The sequence below is a fragment of the Paraburkholderia youngii genome, assembly GCF_013366925.1.
GTDB lineage: Bacteria > Pseudomonadota > Gammaproteobacteria > Burkholderiales > Burkholderiaceae > Paraburkholderia > Paraburkholderia youngii.
The window spans coordinates 4512395-4529264 of record NZ_JAALDK010000001.1; the positions used below are offsets into that span (position 1 = coordinate 4512395).

The 16870-nt window shown below is 61.5% G+C and carries 16 protein-coding genes; 14 read left to right on the forward strand and 2 right to left on the reverse strand.

Going from position 1 to position 16870, the window contains the following annotated elements:
* The first annotated feature begins 30 nt into the window (after positions 1 to 30).
* The 10 genes from G5S42_RS20685 (at position 31) to G5S42_RS20730 (ending at position 10323) form a co-directional block, all read left to right on the forward strand.
* A complete protein-coding gene (locus G5S42_RS20685; protein ID WP_217709928.1) occupies positions 31 to 846 on the forward strand; it encodes a hypothetical protein in 816 nt (271 codons plus the stop codon).
* Positions 843 to 1373, forward strand: coding sequence for a PilN domain-containing protein (locus G5S42_RS20690; protein WP_176108498.1), 531 nt, complete (start codon positions 843 to 845; stop codon positions 1371 to 1373). Before G5S42_RS20685 ends, G5S42_RS20690 begins: the two co-directional genes overlap by 4 nt.
* Positions 1370 to 1942, forward strand: a complete 573-nt coding sequence (locus tag G5S42_RS20695) for a hypothetical protein (RefSeq protein ID WP_176108499.1) — start codon at positions 1370 to 1372, stop codon at positions 1940 to 1942. Before G5S42_RS20690 ends, G5S42_RS20695 begins: the two co-directional genes overlap by 4 nt.
* Positions 1939 to 2673, forward strand: a complete 735-nt coding sequence (locus tag G5S42_RS20700; RefSeq protein WP_176108500.1) for a hypothetical protein — start codon at positions 1939 to 1941, stop codon at positions 2671 to 2673. Before G5S42_RS20695 ends, G5S42_RS20700 begins: the two co-directional genes overlap by 4 nt.
* On the forward strand, positions 2670 to 4946 hold the full coding sequence (locus tag G5S42_RS20705) for a type IV pilus secretin PilQ (protein ID WP_176108501.1): 2277 nt from the start codon (positions 2670 to 2672) through the stop codon (positions 4944 to 4946). The genes G5S42_RS20700 and G5S42_RS20705 overlap by 4 nt, the downstream gene beginning before the upstream one ends.
* Before the next feature lie 3 nt (positions 4947 to 4949).
* Complete coding sequence (locus G5S42_RS20710) at positions 4950 to 5507, forward strand: type II secretion system protein (protein WP_176108502.1); 558 nt, start codon at positions 4950 to 4952, stop codon at positions 5505 to 5507.
* Positions 5508 to 5515: 8 nt separating this feature from the next.
* Entirely contained in the window at positions 5516 to 5905 is a 390-nt protein-coding gene (locus G5S42_RS20715; RefSeq protein ID WP_176108503.1) for a type IV pilin protein, read from the forward strand.
* Between the two features lie 53 nt (positions 5906 to 5958).
* On the forward strand, positions 5959 to 6495 hold the full coding sequence (locus tag G5S42_RS20720) for a type II secretion system protein (RefSeq protein ID WP_246392041.1): 537 nt from the start codon (positions 5959 to 5961) through the stop codon (positions 6493 to 6495).
* A 371-nt stretch (positions 6496 to 6866) separates the two neighbouring features.
* Positions 6867 to 8744 (forward strand): sulfatase-like hydrolase/transferase, encoded by a 1878-nt coding sequence (locus G5S42_RS20725; protein WP_176108505.1) that lies wholly within the window; start codon positions 6867 to 6869, stop codon positions 8742 to 8744.
* A 286-nt stretch (positions 8745 to 9030) separates the two neighbouring features.
* Positions 9031 to 10323 (forward strand): acyl-CoA dehydrogenase family protein, encoded by a 1293-nt coding sequence (locus G5S42_RS20730; protein ID WP_176108506.1) that lies wholly within the window; start codon positions 9031 to 9033, stop codon positions 10321 to 10323.
* A 63-nt stretch (positions 10324 to 10386) separates the two neighbouring features.
* Here the strand turns inward: G5S42_RS20730 and G5S42_RS20735 are convergent, their stop codons facing one another.
* Entirely contained in the window at positions 10387 to 11514 is a 1128-nt protein-coding gene (locus tag G5S42_RS20735; RefSeq protein WP_176108507.1) for a sigma-54 interaction domain-containing protein, read from the reverse strand.
* Entirely contained in the window at positions 11511 to 12752 is a 1242-nt protein-coding gene (locus tag G5S42_RS20740) for an acyl-CoA dehydrogenase family protein (protein ID WP_176108508.1), read from the reverse strand. Before G5S42_RS20740 ends, G5S42_RS20735 begins: the two co-directional genes overlap by 4 nt.
* A 677-nt stretch (positions 12753 to 13429) precedes the next feature.
* Between G5S42_RS20740 and msuE the strand changes: the two genes are divergently transcribed.
* Genes msuE through G5S42_RS20760 form a run of 4 tightly spaced genes read left to right on the forward strand, consistent with a single transcriptional unit; the run spans position 13430 to position 16868 of the window.
* Complete coding sequence (gene msuE, locus G5S42_RS20745; protein ID WP_176110582.1) at positions 13430 to 14014, forward strand: FMN reductase; 585 nt, start codon at positions 13430 to 13432, stop codon at positions 14012 to 14014.
* A gap of 45 nt (positions 14015 to 14059) precedes the next feature.
* Complete coding sequence (sfnG, locus tag G5S42_RS20750) at positions 14060 to 15166, forward strand: dimethylsulfone monooxygenase SfnG (RefSeq protein WP_176108509.1); 1107 nt, start codon at positions 14060 to 14062, stop codon at positions 15164 to 15166.
* A complete protein-coding gene (locus G5S42_RS20755) occupies positions 15163 to 15975 on the forward strand; it encodes an ABC transporter ATP-binding protein (protein ID WP_176108510.1) in 813 nt (270 codons plus the stop codon). The genes sfnG and G5S42_RS20755 overlap by 4 nt, the downstream gene beginning before the upstream one ends.
* An 11-nt stretch (positions 15976 to 15986) precedes the next feature.
* Positions 15987 to 16868: a branched-chain amino acid ABC transporter permease gene (locus G5S42_RS20760; RefSeq protein WP_176108511.1), complete on the forward strand. Its 882-nt coding sequence runs from the start codon at positions 15987 to 15989 to the stop codon at positions 16866 to 16868.
* The last annotated feature ends 2 nt before the right edge of the window (positions 16869 to 16870 follow it).

The following is a 16870-nucleotide window of genomic DNA, read 5'->3' on the forward strand; positions in this document are numbered from 1 at the left end:
GCCATCGGCGTCGGTACACGCGAACTGGTCATGGCGGCGACGGCGCCGCGCTGGAGGGTTGCGCGCCGTCATGCCGCAGCGCTTGCGGAACCCACGAGCGTTGCCATTCCCGATGAGCAGTGCTTCACCGAAAGAGGCGTGCTCGACGCGTTGAACATTGCATTAGCCGCCGACGCCGGGCAGACGGCGCGCACGGTATTGGTCAAACGCAAGGCGCACCTCATGCTGGACGATTTCTGGGCGAGCCACGCCATCTTGCGAGGCGATTTCCGCACACTGAGCGCAAGCGAAACCAACCAGATCGTGCTCGCTCACTTCTCTGATCTGTATGGCATCGAGGCCGAGTCCGTGCAGGTGCGCTTTTCGGTGCAGCGCGGGGGCCATGCGGTCTTCGCGAGTGCCATCGCTTGCACGCTGCACGACGGCATCCACGATGTGGGGATGGCGGCGGGCGTCGACGTCCGGTCTCTCAAGCTATGCCTGCCAGAATTGCTCAATCGCGTGCAGGACGCCGCCGCCGGTGCCGGCACGGCGCTGCTGTTGTTTGTCGCGGACACGCTGATGCAGGCTGTGCTGTTCGAGGAGAACCGTTGGGTCGCCTATGACTCGCAGCGTATTTTTCCCGGCGACGCCAGCGACGCCGAGCGGATCGCCGCACGCGCCGAACAGTCGTTCGAGCGTCTCGCCGGACGAACGAGCGGGAAACGCGAGGCATGCAGAATATGTCTGTGCGGCGCCGAATTGGATCCTGCGCCATTCGAGGGGCGCTTTTGCGCGACGCAGAGCGTCGCGCAACCGGCGATGGACAAGCCGGTCGCGTATCGTTTGATGGAGGCCGCGCGATGATGCCCCGCCTTCACATCGATTTTGGCCGTCGCCGCTTGCAGGGCGCTCCGGCGGGGATGGTGCTGCTGTGTGTCGCCAGCCTGTTGTTGCTGGTGAGTGGTCAACGGCTCTGGCACGCCTACGACGAAAGCGACCGCGTGCAGGCGCAACAGGACGCGCAGCGGCGCCGGCTGTTTGCGGAATCGCACTCCGCGAAGACGCCGCCGACGCCGGCCACGCGGCTCGCGGAGAACCAGAGCCTCGCGGTGTTGCGCGAGCTGACCGTGCCGTGGCAGGACCTGCTGTCGATCGTCGAGGACTATCCGGACCACGACGTCGCGCTGATAGGCATCGATCAGAGTCCTGCGCAAAGCCAGATCCGTATCACGGCGGAAGCGAAGAACTTCGACGCGATGATCGCGTACCTCCGGTATCTGCAGGACAGTGTGCTGCTGCGCGAAGCCGTACTCAACGATCACGTTATCGAAACCAATGTGCCTGGCACGCCGGTGCGCTTTCAGATCACCGCCGTCTGGAGAAAGTCATGAACGGCGCTCAGATGGAGGACAGGTTGCTCACGTGGCGTTTCGAGCTGCGGCGCACGCTCGGACTGCCGGGCTTGCTCGGCGCATTGCTGCTGGGGGCGGCGGCGGTGGTCGCCGTAGCGGCTATGCGAGTCGACGCAAACGTCGATTCGCACGAGCTGCGCGACTCTGAGCGTCTTGCGCAGCCCGCCAGGGCGCGTCATGCCGACGCCGAGCGTGCGGCGGTTGTCGACGCGGTTTCACTTCATGCGTTACCCGAACTGTTCCCGGGTTTCGCGCAGAGCGCCGACGATATTGCGACGATCCTCGCCCAGGCGCACGACAGCAACCTGACGCTCGGCTCGGCCGAGTATCTCGTGACCAACGATTCAAGCGCGCATTTTGTGCGCTATCAGATGCTGCTGCCGGTCAAGGATCAGTATGGTGCGATCCGGCGTTTTCTGGCGTCGGTGCTCAATAACGTACCGAACGCGGCGTTGCGCGAGATCCATGTCGAGCGCCCCGCGGTAGATGGCAACGTACTGGATGCGCGGGTGCGCTTCGAACTCGTCTATCGGGCAGCGCAGCCATGAAGCCCGATCTCGTCGCCCGCGTGTTGCTGATGGTCTGCGCGATCGCTGCGGTAGGGATGTCTTTGCGTGAGCTGAAACCCGTGCTGCGCACGCCGACGGTCGTGACGGTGATGAAAGGCGCGCTTCGCAGCGGGGCTGCGCTGCGGATGGTTGCCTTGCATCGCGACGAGGCGGCGCGTGCGGCCGGTGCGGTGCCGGCTGCTGCACCGGCTGTGGCAAGTGCACCGAATGTCGCGAGTGTGGCGAACACAGTGAACGCAGCGAATCCGGCAAGCATGGCGAATGCGACAAACGTCGCGAGCTCAGCAATTTCAGCAAGTTCGCCGACTCCTGTCAAAACGACCGGGTCAGCGAAATCAGCACCGACAGCGCGCGACAAACTCCGCGCGCTGCGTACGCCACTCTCGCTTGAATCGGCGAACAATCCGTTCGCCGCGTCGTCGTGGCTGCCGCCACCGCCGCCCGTGGTCGTGGCACCCGCGCCACCGGAGCCCGTTGCGCCGCCCACCGCGCCGCCCGTGCCGTTTACCTACCTCGGCGAACTCGACGCCAAAGCGGCAAAACCCCAGGTTTTCCTCAGCAACGGCGATCGCCTGCTGATCGTTTCGCCGGGTGAAGTCATCGACGAGCAGTATCGCATCGAGTCGATTTCGGAGAGTGGCGTCGTGCTGACTTATCTGCCTCTCAATGAGAGACAGATACTAACCACGCAAGCGAAGGACAATAAATGAAAACCGCACGCAACCGGGGTGAGAGCCGCCACGGTGACAGCGGCTCGTGCAAACATCTGTCGGCTGCCAGATCGCCTGGCGACCAGCGTCCCACCGTCAATTGGGCCGCGGGGCGGCTCGCGTTGCTGAGCATCGCAACCATGCTTGCTTTCAGCGGCTGCATTCATCCGCCGACCCGTGAGAGCGATCCGACCAACGCCGAGTTGCAGCTCAACTATCTGCGCGACCGCGATCATAAGGTCAATGCGCTGCTCGACGAAGCGGACCAGTTGCGTCAGAGCTATCAATTCGATGTGGCGATCCAGAAGCTCTACGCGGCCAGCCAGCTCGATCCGAACAGCGAACGCGGGCGCAATATCGGCGCAGCGATCGATCGGGATCGCCGCGATCTGGTCTCCCTGCAGGAGGCCGACCGGATGATGCGGCGCGGTTCATATACGTTGGCTTCCGAACGCATTCACCGCGTGCTGGCCCAGAATCCAACCAATGCGATGGCGCTGCAGATGGCGCAGGAGATCGACGAAAAACGGCAGCAGCAACGTGCGGCGAAAGATGAGGACATTGCCGCTTCGTCGATCATGCGCACACCGGTGACGCTGCAGTTCCGCGACGCGAATGTACGGATGGTGTTTGAAGCGTTGTCGAGGACCTCGGGCTTGAACGTGATCTTCGATCGGGACGTGCGTGCCGATCTGAAGACCACGATCTTCGTGACCAACGCGTCGCTGCAGGACACGGTCAACATGATCCTGATGCAGAACCAGCTCGACAAGAAACAGCTCAACGCGAACACGCTTTTCATCTACCCGGCTACCGCTGCGAAGCAGCTCGAATACCAGGAGCTGAAAGTGCGCACATTCCAGTTGTCGAACGTCGAAGCCAAGCAGGTCCAGTCGCTATTGAAAAGCCTGTTGAAGATCAAGGAGGTCGTCGTCGACGAGCGCGCCAATACCGTCACGATTCGGGGCACGCCGGACACGATTCGCGTCGCCGAGGATATGATCGCGGCGCAGGATCTGCCGGAGCCCGAGGTGATGCTGGAAGTGAAGGTTCTGGAGGTGTCCCACGACCGGCTGACCGACCTCGGTATCGAGTGGCCTAATACATTTACGATGTCGACGCCGTCTACCGTGGACACGTGGGGCGCGTTGCGTCATTTGCCGCTCAATGCATATAACGTCAGCGGTCTGTCGGCCACAGCGAACTTCAAGCTCAGCGACGTCGATGCCAACCTGCTGGCGAGCCCGCGCATTCGCGCGCGCAACAAGGAAAAGGCGCGGATCCTGATCGGCGACAAGGTACCGGTGATTTCGAGTTCGAGCACGCCGAGCACGAGCGGGCCGTCTTTCGCACAAACCATTCAGTACCTCGATGTCGGTATCAAGCTCGAGGTTGAGCCGCAGGTCTACCGTGACGGCGACGTGGGTATGAAGCTGAACCTCGAAGTCAGCAACATCACCAAGACGATTTCCAACAGTAACTCGTCAACGGGGCTCACTTCGCTCGCCTATCAGATCGGCACGCGCAGTGCGTCGACGAGTCTGCGGGTGCGCGATGGCGAGAGCCAGATTCTCGGCGGCCTGATTCAGGATGAGGACCGCGTGACCGCCGACAAAGTGCCGGGGCTTGGACAGTTGCCCGTGCTCGGGCGCCTGTTCTCGAATCACAACGGCGACCACTTGAAGACGGAAATCGTGCTGCAGATTACGCCGCATATCGTGCGTCCGCAGCAATCCGCCGACGCCGATACGCAAGAGCTGTGGTCGGGGACCGACGTGAATGTGCATGCGGAGCAGTTGCGGCTCGATCCGGTGGGCGCCGAGGCGACTCAACAGGTGCCGGTTCCCGCGGTGCGTGCGCCCGGCAGTGTCGGCGGCGGCACGACAGGGGCGTCACGCGATTCCCAAGCCGCTGCGCAGGGTTCCGGCACGGTGCCGCCGACCAGTTCGTTCGGCCAACTGCCGCCGGCGCCGCGCACCACGCCTCCGCCCGCGCCCTACGGTGGCCGTTTCTCGACACTGCCGAGCGTGCCAGCGGCGCCGCCGGGCCCTGTGGCGGTTCCGGGAGCGGAGCAGAGCGGGGCTGAGACCGCTGCGGCCCCAGACGCGAATGCGGCACAGCCAGGCACTCAGGCTCAGGCCCCCGCGGCCGCTCCTGCACCCGCTCAAGCGCCGGCTCCGCCGCCCGCGTTTCCGCCGGGGAACGTCGTGATGCCGCCAGGGGATATGCCGAGCGACAACCCGCTGCGTCCGATTCAGAACGGTGGTTACTGAGTCATGAAAGCGCAGGCTGACGCATTGGCTTCGCGTGGCCGGTCTGGCGCTCGCCAGCGCGGTTTCACGCTGATCGAGCTGGTGATTACGCTGGCGCTTGTCGGCATCCTGGCGCTCGCGATCATGCCGTTCTCGGAACTGATCGTGCAGCGTCAGAAGGAACAGCAACTGAGCGCGGCGCTGCGTGAGATTCGCACCGCACTGGACGCTTACAAGGAAGCGAGCGACACCGGCCTGATCGAGCGGGAGGCGGATGCATCCGGCTATCCGCCCTCGCTGACCGTGATGGTGACGGGCGTGAAGAATGCGAAAGATCCCAAAGGCGGCTTGTTGATGTTTCTTCGCCGCGTGCCCCGCGATCCGTTCTTTACGGGCGACGCGGATATTGCGGCCGAGGACACGTGGAACGTGCGCGCCTTTGGCGAGGCACCGAACCCAGGTGAGGGCGGTGACGCGGACAACGGCTCCGCCGGCAATTCGCGCGCCGGTAAGGACGTGTTCGACGTGACATCGAAATCCGATCGGGTCGGCATCAACGGCATTCCATACAAACAGTGGTGAGCCGCATCATGACAACCGTGCGCGCGCGTAAAGCCAGAGGCTTCACATTGATTGAACTGGTGGTCGTCATGGCAATCATCGGTCTGTTGCTGACGATTGCATTGCCCCGTTACATGCACAGTATCGAGCGCGGCAAGGAGCAAGTGCGTCAACAGAACCTGGTGGTGATGCGTGACGCCATCGACAAATACTATGGCGACAACGGCCAATACCCGGACACGCTCGACGATCTGGTGACAAGGCACTATCTGCGCGCAATTCCGGTCGACCCTGTCAACGGTGACGATAAATGGGCGGCGGTGGCATCGCCTGACGAGAGCAAGACGGGTGTCTACGACGTCATTCCGGCGAGCAGTCCGCAGGGGATGCCGAAAGATCGGGCGGGAGCGGCGCAATGAGCGATGTGAGCCCGCGGGCAATCCGACGTCACCCTGTCGCTCGCGAAGATGGAATGGTTCTGCTGGCGCTCCTGATTGCGCTGATGCTGATGTCGATCGCATTGATGGGCGCGCTCGACGTGTGGTCGCTTGAGCGGCAGCGCGAACGGGAGCGGCAACTGCTGTTCGTAGGCAATCAGTACCGGCTCGCGATTCTTCGCTACTACCGCGCTGGAAGGGCGCTGCCGGCGTCGATCGACGAACTGCTCGACGACTCGCGTTTTCCGGTGCCGCTGCATCATTTGCGTCGCGCCTATCCGGATCCGGTGACGGGTAAGAACGATTGGGTTTTTATGCAACAGGGCGCGCGTATATACGGCGTGTATAGCAGTTCCACCGACTTGCCGATCAAACGCGCTGGTTTTCCGCTTCTCTATCAGGACTTCGAAAATCAGAAGACCTATGGCGGCTGGCAGTTTTTCTATTTGCCGCCGGTCGTGCGCAACTACACGAACACGCTGAGCGCGCCGCCGAAACCGCCGACCTCCTTCGATCCGCTGAACGGCTCGTTGCCCACTTTCAACGGGCGCAGCGTGGGCGGCTTGCGCTGAGCGGACAGCCGTCCGGTTGGAGCTTATGGCCGAATCCATTGCTTATGCCGGCGAAGCGATCATCACTGGCGGTGCAGGGACGGCAAGAGAATAATGTGCGCTACCGCACATATCTCGACGTTTCCTCTTCCGTCGCCTGCAGAAGAAACTAGCATCAAACGCACAGCCTTCCCCGCATCCTCTCTTTGCCGGCTCAGATCTGAAAACATCAATTCAGAAAAGCGGACCGCGCGTCCCTTTAACCGGACAATTCAGAGGAGACCGAACAGAGGTCTCTTCATATAAATCAACGCTGATTGAATCGCCTCCACTGCGCTGCAACGCGACAGGGCAGCTGCCTTCGTCGTTCTATCTAACATGGAGAAACGATTATGGACCGTCGCGAATTTATCAAGAAGACATCGGCGATTGGCGCTGCACTGACTACGCCAAAGCTCGCGCTTGGCGCATCCGGGGCGGCCACGGGCGACGCCGCGCACAAGGGAACCCCCAACATTCTGTTCATTCTGCTTGACGAGATGCGCTACCCGCGTGTGTTCCCGGCGGGAATCAACAGTCCGGGCGACTTCCTCAGGCATTTCATGCCTCAAACGCATTCCCTGTGGAGAAGGGGCGTTAAGTTCTCCGGACACTACACGGCCGCCTCGGCATGTACGCCAGCACGTGGCACTTTGGTCACTGGTCTTTACTCGCAGCAAACCTGGGTGCTGACGACTATCTTCGATAATCCATCAAGTAAAGGTTCGCTTCAACCAACGCTCAGCCGGGTGTTTCCGACCTATGGCAAGCTGCTGCGCAACCTCGGTTATTCGACGCCCTACATCGGCAAATGGCATCTGTCGGTCACCGTCCAGGGGCAGCGCGAGCTTCAGGAGTACGGATTTCAGGCGATGACTTTCCCTGATCCAACTGGCAGCAACCTGCAGGGCACCGTCGGCGATATTCCCAACCTGTACTACAGCGACGAGTACATCGCCAATCAGGCGGTAGCGTGGCTCAACCAGCGCAAGCCGAACGAAGCACCCTGGTGTTTGACCGTAGGCCTCGTGAACCCTCACGACAAAGAGTTCTTCCCGGCGGGAACGGAATTCCAGACTTACCATGATTATTTCGCGAACTCGAACTACAACCCCAACGGTTATCAGCAATGGCGGGACTACACGGTAGGGCCGCCGAACTACGATTGGAATACCAATCCACTCAAGAATCCACCGACGCTGGCGTACGCGGCGGTCCCGCCGAACTGGGAGTCGGCGGATCGCATCCAGCGCACCAAGCCGGCAGCGCAGGCGTTCAACAGAATGATCCAGGAGGCTATATGGGGTGGTGTTCAGGATGATCCGGATAGCGCTGACTTCGTCATCACTGAATATCCTGTGCCGATCCAGGGCGTGACGAAAGGGATCGGCAAATCGCCATTCAGTTACTGGAAGCGTAGCCTCGAGTCGTACACGCAGATACTGACAGACGTCGACGAACGAATTGGCGAGATCGTCCACTCGCTGCCTCACGATGTCGCGCGCAACACGATCATTATCCTGACGTCCGACCACGGCGAATACGCTGGCGCGCACGGTATGGTGTCCGGCAAGACCTCGACATGCTACGAAGAGGCGTACAACATCCCGTTGATCGTGGTTGATCCTACGGGACAGTATGCGGGCGACGTCGACAAGATCCGCGACGGCCTGACTTCTTCAGTCGACATTCTTCCGATGCTGGTGACGATAGGCAACGGCGGTAACCGCAATTGGCTAACGGGCGACTACGCGCAGCTGTACGGCGGCAGGCATGATCTTCTTCCGATGCTGAAAAGCGATTCGGCAGCCGGTCGGCCCTATGTCACCTTCACGACCGACGAAACACTGCCTGAGTCGTACATCCCAAACGCGTCCAGTACGCCGACGCATATCATTGGTGTACGCACTCAGGCGAACAAGCTTGGCACCTATTCGTTCTGGGCACCGGAGTCGACGACCATCTCGGGCCGAAGCCAACTCGAGTACTACGACTATGCGACGACGGCAGGACAACTGGAACTCGACAACCGTTACCGCGATCCGGCGGCCCGAGTGCTCTATCAACAGCTGCTGACGGAGATTTTGCCTAACGAGTTGAGGGCGCCGCTGCCCGGGAGTTTGGTGGCTGCCCAGACGCTCGCCGAGGCGAGATATGTGAGCTACGTCAGGCTGATTAATTCCGGGGGCGTGAGCGAACCGCAATTGCCACTGTCGATCGGCGATATCTGACGTCGGGGCGAGGCTTGCGCCGGAGGAGGGCGGCTATTTGTGAAAAGGGGGCGTGCTGACGAATTCGAAGATCCTTTGAGCGCGCATTGACGGTCTTGAGCATCCAATTTGTTGACTGCGGCTCTATCAGCTTAGACGCAGCACTTTGCTGTCTGAACAGCACGGTGCTTGCGGGAAAAACTGGGCCGTCGCCGATGTGCCTGGGTCTGGCGAACTGGTACGCAATGTGCAGGTGTTTATGGCATGGCGAGGCTTCATGGAGGCGCGCCTTCACTCCGGAGAACACATGGCTACTTTGCATCGATCTGATATAACCGAACCCGTCCTCGCCTTCGCTTCCTTGTCCCGCGGTGCGGACTACGAGCAACTATCCGCGCGTTTCCGGCCGATCTTTCAGAAGATCGCGGATGGCACGCTCGATCGCGAGCAACGACGCGCTTTGCCTTATGACCCAATCAAGTGGCTCAAGGAGGCAGGCTTCGGCGCCGTTCGCATACCGGTCGAACACGGTGGCGCAGGCGCATCTTTGCCCGACCTGATCCGTTTGCTGATCGAACTGGGCGAGGCGGATTCGAACCTGCCACAGGCGCTTCGCGGGCATTTTGCGTTCGTGGAGGATCGGCTGAATGCTCCAGCTGACGCAAACCGCGAGCGCTGGTTTGCTCGTTTCGTAGCGGGGGAGATCATCGGTAACGCCTGGACCGAAGTCGGGAATGTCTCGATCGGCGAGGTGCAAACCCGCGTCAAACGCGACGGCGAGCGCTGGCTCGTCACAGGAGAGAAGTATTACTCCACAGGGACCATTTTCGCGGATTGGATCGACGTATTCGCTCAGCTCGACGACGATGGGCGCAACGTCATCGCGGCGGTCCGCACCGACCAGCCCGGTGTCACTCGCAGCGACGATTGGGACGGCTTTGGTCAGCGCTCGACAGGCAGCGGCACCACCCGTTTCGACTCGGCACTCGTCGAGGCGGAGAACATCATCGATTTCTCCACCCGCTTCAAGTATCAGACTGCCTTCTATCAGCTCGTGCTGCTGGCGGTGCTGACCGGCGTAGGCCGAGCCGCGCTGCGCGACGTCTCGCACGAGGTCCGCTCACGCCGCCGCATTTTCAGTCACGGCAACGCACCGTCGGTCGCCCGCGACTCACAGGTGCAGCAGGTCGTCGGCGAGATAGGCGCTCGCGTTTTTGCGGCCGAGGCTGCTACTGTTAAGGCGGCGGAGGCGGCTCAGCGCGCCTACGAAGCACGTTTCGGCGGGAATGCGGAGGCCGAGCACGAAGCTAACATCGCAGCGGAACTCGACTCCGCGCGCGCACAAGTCGTTGTGAGTGAGCTGATTCTCAAAGCTACGACCGATCTGTTCAACGCGCTCAGCGCATCGGGCACCAGCGAGGCCCGCCGTCTCGATCGCCACTGGCGTAATGCCCGAACCGCGGCATCGCACAACCCGCTAATCTACAAAGCGAGGATCGTTGGCGATTGGGAAATCAACCGCACGGAGCCACCCTATGTATGGCAGATCGGGGCGGGGCCGACTACGACGGAATCAGCCGCGAACGAGTCAGTTGCCTAGCGAAGACCGCGACAAACGCGAGGGGAAGCAAGCCGCGCGATGCGCGGCTATGCAGGCTGCCCGTTATTTGAGCGCGGCAATCTCCTTCGCCCGAATCAACCTTGCTCGCAGCACGTTGCGACTGATCCCCAGCAGCCTTGCAGCCTGAATCTGGTTGCGGTGGCTGTACTCATATGCAACCCTGATGACGGTATTCTCGATGTCTTCAAACAGATTTTCGCGTTCGGTCTCGAGAAGGTCTCGCAAAGCGGCTTCGAGGGCCTGCTGTGCGTCCTGTGTCAGTGCGTCGGGACGTGGCAGGCGATCGATTGCGGGTGGGGCGCACGCCGCAAGCTGTACGTCGCTTTCCTGCAAAGTATCGTGGCGGCCCACCAGCAGTGCGTGATGAATGACGTTTTCGAGTTCCCGGATATTGCCGGGCCAGCGATGCGCTAGCAGTCTGCGCTCCGCTTGTGGCGCGATCTCGCGCGGCCCGTAACCGAGACGACCGCGGTAATCGTCGATGAAATAGCGCGCCAGCGGCAGGATATCGCCGGGTCGCTCACAGAGCTTCGGGACGTCCAGCTGGACGACGTTAAGCCGATAGTAAAGGTCGCCCCGAAAATGGCCGGCGGCCACCGCCTGCGGCAGATGGACGTTGGTCGCCGCCACCACGCGCACGTCGATTGGCAGGCTCTGTCTCGAGCCAAGCCGCACGACCTCCCGTTCCTGCAGCACGCGCAACAGTTTGACCTGCATCGACAGCGGCAGGTCGCCGATCTCGTCCAGAAACAGCGTGCCGCCATTCGCTGCTTCAAACCAGCCTGGCTTCGCGCTGAACGCCCCGGTGAACGCGCCTTTCTCGTGCCCGAACAGCTCGCTCTCGACCAGCGTCTCGGAGAACGCGCCGCAATTGACGGCGACAAACGGCTTGTCCTTACGTTGACTGAGACCATGCACGTGACGGGCAATCAGTTCCTTGCCGGTACCCGTTTCGCCGGAGATCAGAATGTTTGCGTCACTCGGCGCGACCCTTTGCACCCGTTCAAGCAGAGCCAGCGAGCGCGGATCGACAAACACTTGTGCGCGCCCCCGAATCGACTTGCTCAGCCCGCGCGGATTCGGCAGGCTGTACACATGGGGCAGTGCGCCAGCGGGAGAGACCGGCTCAACGAGGCCGTTGTCCCATACATCGGTAAGAGAGGCGTTCATGAGTAGAAGCTCGGCGTCGGATAGGTTCGTTTGAGGGCCCACTCGCCAATTTCCCGCATCTTGTAGGCAAGAGGATCATGCAACGTATGAGTGCGCAGATTGCGCCAGTAGCGGTCTAGCCTAAGCGAGCCGTGCGTCGCTCGTGCGCCGGCGACATCGAACATCCGCGTACAGATGACGAGTCCTGTCTGCGCGGCAGCGACTTTCGCGGTCGCTATTGCCAGCGCGACTTCGCCGCGTTCAGCCTCGCTCAGCGCGCTGCCCCGGGCCCATGCGCTGTCGAGCCGGTCAGCGGCCCGTGCGGCCAGCGTCCGCACGGCTTCGAGTCCGACCCAGAACTCGCCGTACTGGCCGAGTATGTAGGGATCCTCGCCGACGCTTGCGAGCTTCGACGCCGGCCACGGACGCGCTTCATTCAACGTGTAATGACGAGCGTCTTCGAAGGCGGCTTCGCTAATGCCGAGATAAACGTGCGCAAGGCTCAACTGCGCGATAAGCGGCCGCAAGCATGCGAACGGCGTTGACAGTGGGCCGGGTTCGATGAGCACTTCATGATGATCGACCCGGACTCTTTCGAAGGTCACGGTTCCGCTGTCAGTCTGACGCTGCCCGATGTTGTCCCAGTCGTCCGCGACCGCGATGCCGCTGCGTTGCGTTGGCACGGCGGCTACCAGAAACGCGTTCGTCAGCGCGTCGCGCGCGGACGCGATCAGCATTTCCGAGTCGAGCGCCCCCGAACAGAAACTCTTCTGGCCGGAGAATTCGAGCCAGTCCTCGCGGCTGCGGCTGATTGTCCGGTCGTCGAGCGGATTGAGTGCATTGCCCCAGAACCAGTCGTGGCGGGCCGTTTTTTCGAACCATGATCCCCACTGCTGCTCGGTTCCGAACAGCCGTACCGTCGCGAGCATCAGATGATGAAACGCGAATACGTGCGCGAGCGAGCCGTCGGCCGCAGCAATGATGCGGACAACGTCGAGGGTCGTCTGCCAGGTAGCGCCTCGTCCGCCATATTCGGATGGAATGCTGAGAGCCAGCAGGCCACTGGCGCGCAGCGCGTCGCGCTCCGGTTTTGGCGTCCCGCCGCGCTGATCCCGTTCGACCGCGGTCAACGAAAAGCGGGCGGCGAGATCCGCGGCGATCTGCTGTGGCGTCGAGTGCGATCGAGCGTTCTCATTCAGGTGCTGCACCGATGGGTGCGGCTCTTCGTGCGTTGCTGGACTGGAGACGAGTTGGGCCATCTGTATGGACTGGACCACCCGCTTTACGACAGAGCCCGTTCGAGGCCCGATCGTGCAACGACGCTGGTCCAGATTGCTGATCGAGCAGCAAGTGTTCCACCTCCGCTGCGGCGCTGGAAACATTGATTTCTCATATTCAAAGTCCAAATGCTGCTTGCGCAGCGGCGCGGTGTTAAAGAGCTCCCATATCCGTCACGGCGTTGCTGACCCAGGAGCAGTTCGCTCACATTCTGCTGGTCCAGCAGTTGACGGTGGGGGAACCCGGACTCCATGCTTGCGCGCGGCAGTTGGCTTGGACGCCGCATGGCGTGCGCGCGTGCACACGTTGCATGATCCGATCGACTACAAGGTCCGGGACCTGGGCAATTGGGCGCTCAACGAAAGCATTCTCAAACCGTCTTTCTATTCATATCTGAATTGCTGCTGTTCGCCTGGCAGCACACCGAAAGCAGATTGCTCCACAGCGTTCATACGCTCGATGAATATGCTTTGCGTTACTAAGCGAATGACCTGTCGTATTGGATTTTCAAAGGCCGTCCAAGCCTGATCGCCGGGGTTTGCAGCGGTAGTCGAGAAACACATCGCAATTGGCATATTGCTTGCGTTATATCAACCCACACCGTCGCCGGATCGAATTCCTGGGAGTACGGTGCGTTTCGAGGATGAGAGGAATTGTTATGACCACACCATTACGTATCGTCGCGGTTTCGGGAAGCTTGCAACAACCTTCGAGAACGCGTGCGCTTACCGTTAGTTTGCTCACGGGGCTCGAGCGTGCGCTCGTAGCCGATAAGCACAACGTGCATTCTCACCTCGTGGATCTCGGTGAAATCTCCGAACCGCTAGCGCGTACGTTTTCGCGCGTGAGTGCCGCCCGCGACCTGGAAGCCCATTTGCGCGCGATCGAGACAGCCGACGCGCTGATCGTTGCAAGCCCGGTGTACCGCGCATCCTATACGGGCCTCTTCAAGCATCTTTTCGATCTGATTCATCACGAAACCTTGTTCGACGTGCCAGTACTGCTTGCCGCCACCGGCGGCAGCGAGCGGCATGCGCTGGTGATCGACCACCAGTTGCGACCACTGCTGAGCTTTTTCCAGGCCCATACGCTTCCTGTCGGCGTGTATGGATCGGAGGCGGATTTCAATGACCACCGCGTCAGCAGTCCGCTGCTGAGCGCGCGCATCGCGCTCGCGATCGAGCGTGCCGCGCCACTCATCGCGCAACGGCCGCGCCGTGCCGACGTCCAGATCGCAGCATGACATCTGCCCTGTAACACCATTCCTATTTCGACGAGATCTGCCTCCATGACACATAACCTGTCCACCTCGCAAGACGCCGTCAAATTTGCGTACTGGGTACCGAATGTAAGCGGCGGCCTGGTAGTCAGCACGATCGAACAACGCACCGACTGGAGCCTTGAATACAACCAGCGTCTCGCCCAGGCCGCCGAACGGGCAGGCTTCGAATACGCGCTGAGCCAGATCCGCTTTACGGCCGGCTATGGCGCCGAGCATCAGCACGAGTCGGTCTCGTTCAGCCAGGCGTTGCTGCACGCCACGACCCGTCTCAAGGTACTTGCAGCGATTTTGCCCGGACCGTGGCATCCCGCGGTGGTCGCCAAGCAGCTCGCGACGATCGATCACATCTCGAATGGCCGGATCGCGATCAACGTCGTTAGCGGCTGGTTCAAGGGCGAATTCACCGCGATCGGCGAACCCTGGCTCGAGCACGATGAACGGTATCGCCGTTCCAGGGAATTCATTCAGGCGCTCAAGGGGATCTGGACGCAGGACAACTTCACGTTCAAGGGCGACTTCTACCGCTTCAACGATTACACGCTGAGTCCGAAGCCGGTGCAAAAGCCGCACCCCGAAATCTTTCAGGGTGGCAGCTCGCGCGCTGCCCGCGACAACGCAGCGAGTGTGTCCGACTGGTATTTCACGAACGGCAATACGCCCGAAAACCTCAAAGCGCAGATCGATGATATTCGCGCCAAGGCCGCAGCGAACGGCCATCAGGTGCGCATTGGCGTGAACGCGTTCGTGATCGCCCGTGACACGGAAGCCGAAGCACGTGCCGTGCTCGACGACATCATTGCCAACGCGCATGTGGAAGCGGTCCATGCGTTCGGCGACGCGGTCAAGCAGGCCGGTAGCGCATCGCCTGAAGGCGAGGGCAACTGGGCGAAATCCACATTTGAAGATCTGGTCCAGTACAACGACGGCTTCCGCACCAATCTGATCGGTACGCCGCAGCAGATCGCCGAGCGCATCGTCGAACTTAAGGCGATCGGCGTCGATCTGGTACTGACCGGCTTCTTGCATTTCATCGAAGAAGTCGAATACTTCGGCGCCAAAGTGCTTCCGCTGGTTCGCGAACTGGAGAGCCGTCGTCAGCCGGCCCTGGCATGACGCAGGCGACTACCTCGGCAGCGCCGTTGCTCGCCCTTGAACACATCTCGCTATCGTTCAAGGGCGTCAAGGCGATAACCGACATAGGCTTCTCGGTGGCGCGCGGAGAAATCTGCGCGCTCATCGGTCCGAATGGCGCAGGCAAGAGTTCGCTTCTCAACGTGATCAATGGCGTGTATCGGGCACAACAGGGAGTCGTTCGCTTCGACGGCCTCGCGTATCGACGCATCGATCCCTACCGTGCCGCTCACCTCGGTATCGCGCGAACGTTCCAGAATCTCGCGCTGTTCCGCCGCATGAGCGTGCTCGACAACGTGCTGACGGGCCGCAGTTTGCATCGGCGCAGCAGCTGGATCGAGCAGGTTTTGCGCGTTGGGCGCGCGCGCCGGGACGACGCAGAGCAACGCAGGTATGCGAGTGAGGTGATCGATGCACTGAAGCTGGAACGCTACCGCGACGCCGCCGTGGGCACGCTGCCTTACGGGCTGCAAAAGCGCGTCGAACTGGCGCGTGCAGTCGCCGCCAAGCCGCGCCTTCTGCTGCTCGACGAGCCAATGGCGGGCATGAATGCGGCCGAGAAACAGGAGATGGCTCGCACGATACGCGATGTGAACTCGCAGTTCGGTGTCACGGTGGTACTGATCGAGCACGACATCGGCGTCGTGATGGGACTGTCCGATCATGTCGTGGTGCTCGACTACGGGAAAAAGATCGCGGACGGCACGCCCGACCAGGTCCGCACGAATGATGACGTGCTAGCGGCCTATCTCGGTACGCGTCACGACGCGAGCACGTCAGTTCACGCCTGAGGGACCAGTCGATGGAATTCTTTGTCGAAGTATTGGTGGGCGGCCTGCTTGCCGGTGCGATGTATTCGGTCGTTGCGATCGGCTTCGTGCTGATCTACAAGGCATCCGGGATCTTTAATTTCGCTCAGGGAGCGCTGGTGCTGTTCGGCGCGCTGACCTATGTGTGCATGGTCGAACGCGGGATCGCCCCGTGGCTCGCGATCCTGATCACGCTGGCGGCGCTGGTCGTCATTGCGGTGCTCACCGGACGGCTGGTGCTGCGGCCGCTCGTCAATCGACCACCGATCACGCTGTTCATGGCGACGCTCGGCCTGAGTCTGATCCTGGAAGGGGCCGCGCAACTGTTATGGGGAGCACAGGTGCACGGGCTCGAGCTGGGTATCGATGACAAGCCGTTGCGCCTGGGCGGCGTCATGATCAGTAAGTTCGACCTCTTCGCGGCGGCTGTCGCGGGCGCACTGGTGATCGGGCTAAGCGCGTTGACCCGCTATTCGCGTCTCGGCCTGAAGCTGCGCGCGGTCGCCGACGATCCGCTGGCCGCGCTCGCGGTCGGGGTGCGGCTTCCACAAGTCTGGGCAATCGTCTGGGCACTGGCCGGCTTCGTGAGCCTCGTCGCGGGACTACTGTGGGGCGCGCGTCTGGGCGTGCAGTTCTCGCTATCGCTGGTGGTCCTGAAAGCGCTGCCGGTATTGATCATCGGTGGATTTTCGTCGATCACTGGCGCGATCGTCGGCGGACTGCTGGTGGGCGCTAGCGAAAAGCTCGCTGAGGTTTATCTCGGCGCAGTCATTGGCGATGGCATCGAGAACTGGTTCCCCTATGTCATCGCGATGCTATTCCTGCTGGCTCGCCCGGCTGGGCTGTTCGGCGAACCGGCGGTGGAACGCGTTTGATG

What these genes read in the sequence shown, in the direction of transcription:
- G5S42_RS20705 (WP_176108501.1), top strand. Translation starts at nt 2,670, where the DNA reads ATGAAAACCGCACGCAACCGGGGTGAGAGCCGCCACGGTGACAGCGGC.
- G5S42_RS20735 (WP_176108507.1), bottom strand. Translation starts at nt 11,514, where the DNA reads ATGAACGCCTCTCTTACCGATGTATGGGACAACGGCCTCGTTGAGCCG.
- G5S42_RS20685 (WP_217709928.1), top strand. Translation starts at nt 31, where the DNA reads ATGGCGGCGACGGCGCCGCGCTGGAGGGTTGCGCGCCGTCATGCCGCA.
- G5S42_RS20715 (WP_176108503.1), top strand. Translation starts at nt 5,516, where the DNA reads ATGACAACCGTGCGCGCGCGTAAAGCCAGAGGCTTCACATTGATTGAA.
- G5S42_RS20720 (WP_246392041.1), top strand. Translation starts at nt 5,959, where the DNA reads ATGGTTCTGCTGGCGCTCCTGATTGCGCTGATGCTGATGTCGATCGCA.
- G5S42_RS20695 (WP_176108499.1), top strand. Translation starts at nt 1,370, where the DNA reads ATGAACGGCGCTCAGATGGAGGACAGGTTGCTCACGTGGCGTTTCGAG.
- G5S42_RS20710 (WP_176108502.1), top strand. Translation starts at nt 4,950, where the DNA reads ATGAAAGCGCAGGCTGACGCATTGGCTTCGCGTGGCCGGTCTGGCGCT.
- G5S42_RS20700 (WP_176108500.1), top strand. Translation starts at nt 1,939, where the DNA reads ATGAAGCCCGATCTCGTCGCCCGCGTGTTGCTGATGGTCTGCGCGATC.
- G5S42_RS20690 (WP_176108498.1), top strand. Translation starts at nt 843, where the DNA reads ATGATGCCCCGCCTTCACATCGATTTTGGCCGTCGCCGCTTGCAGGGC.
- G5S42_RS20755 (WP_176108510.1), top strand. Translation starts at nt 15,163, where the DNA reads ATGACGCAGGCGACTACCTCGGCAGCGCCGTTGCTCGCCCTTGAACAC.
- G5S42_RS20740 (WP_176108508.1), bottom strand. Translation starts at nt 12,752, where the DNA reads ATGGCCCAACTCGTCTCCAGTCCAGCAACGCACGAAGAGCCGCACCCA.
- G5S42_RS20730 (WP_176108506.1), top strand. Translation starts at nt 9,031, where the DNA reads ATGGCTACTTTGCATCGATCTGATATAACCGAACCCGTCCTCGCCTTC.
- msuE (WP_176110582.1), top strand. Translation starts at nt 13,430, where the DNA reads ATGACCACACCATTACGTATCGTCGCGGTTTCGGGAAGCTTGCAACAA.
- G5S42_RS20725 (WP_176108505.1), top strand. Translation starts at nt 6,867, where the DNA reads ATGGACCGTCGCGAATTTATCAAGAAGACATCGGCGATTGGCGCTGCA.
- sfnG (WP_176108509.1), top strand. Translation starts at nt 14,060, where the DNA reads ATGACACATAACCTGTCCACCTCGCAAGACGCCGTCAAATTTGCGTAC.
- G5S42_RS20760 (WP_176108511.1), top strand. Translation starts at nt 15,987, where the DNA reads ATGGAATTCTTTGTCGAAGTATTGGTGGGCGGCCTGCTTGCCGGTGCG.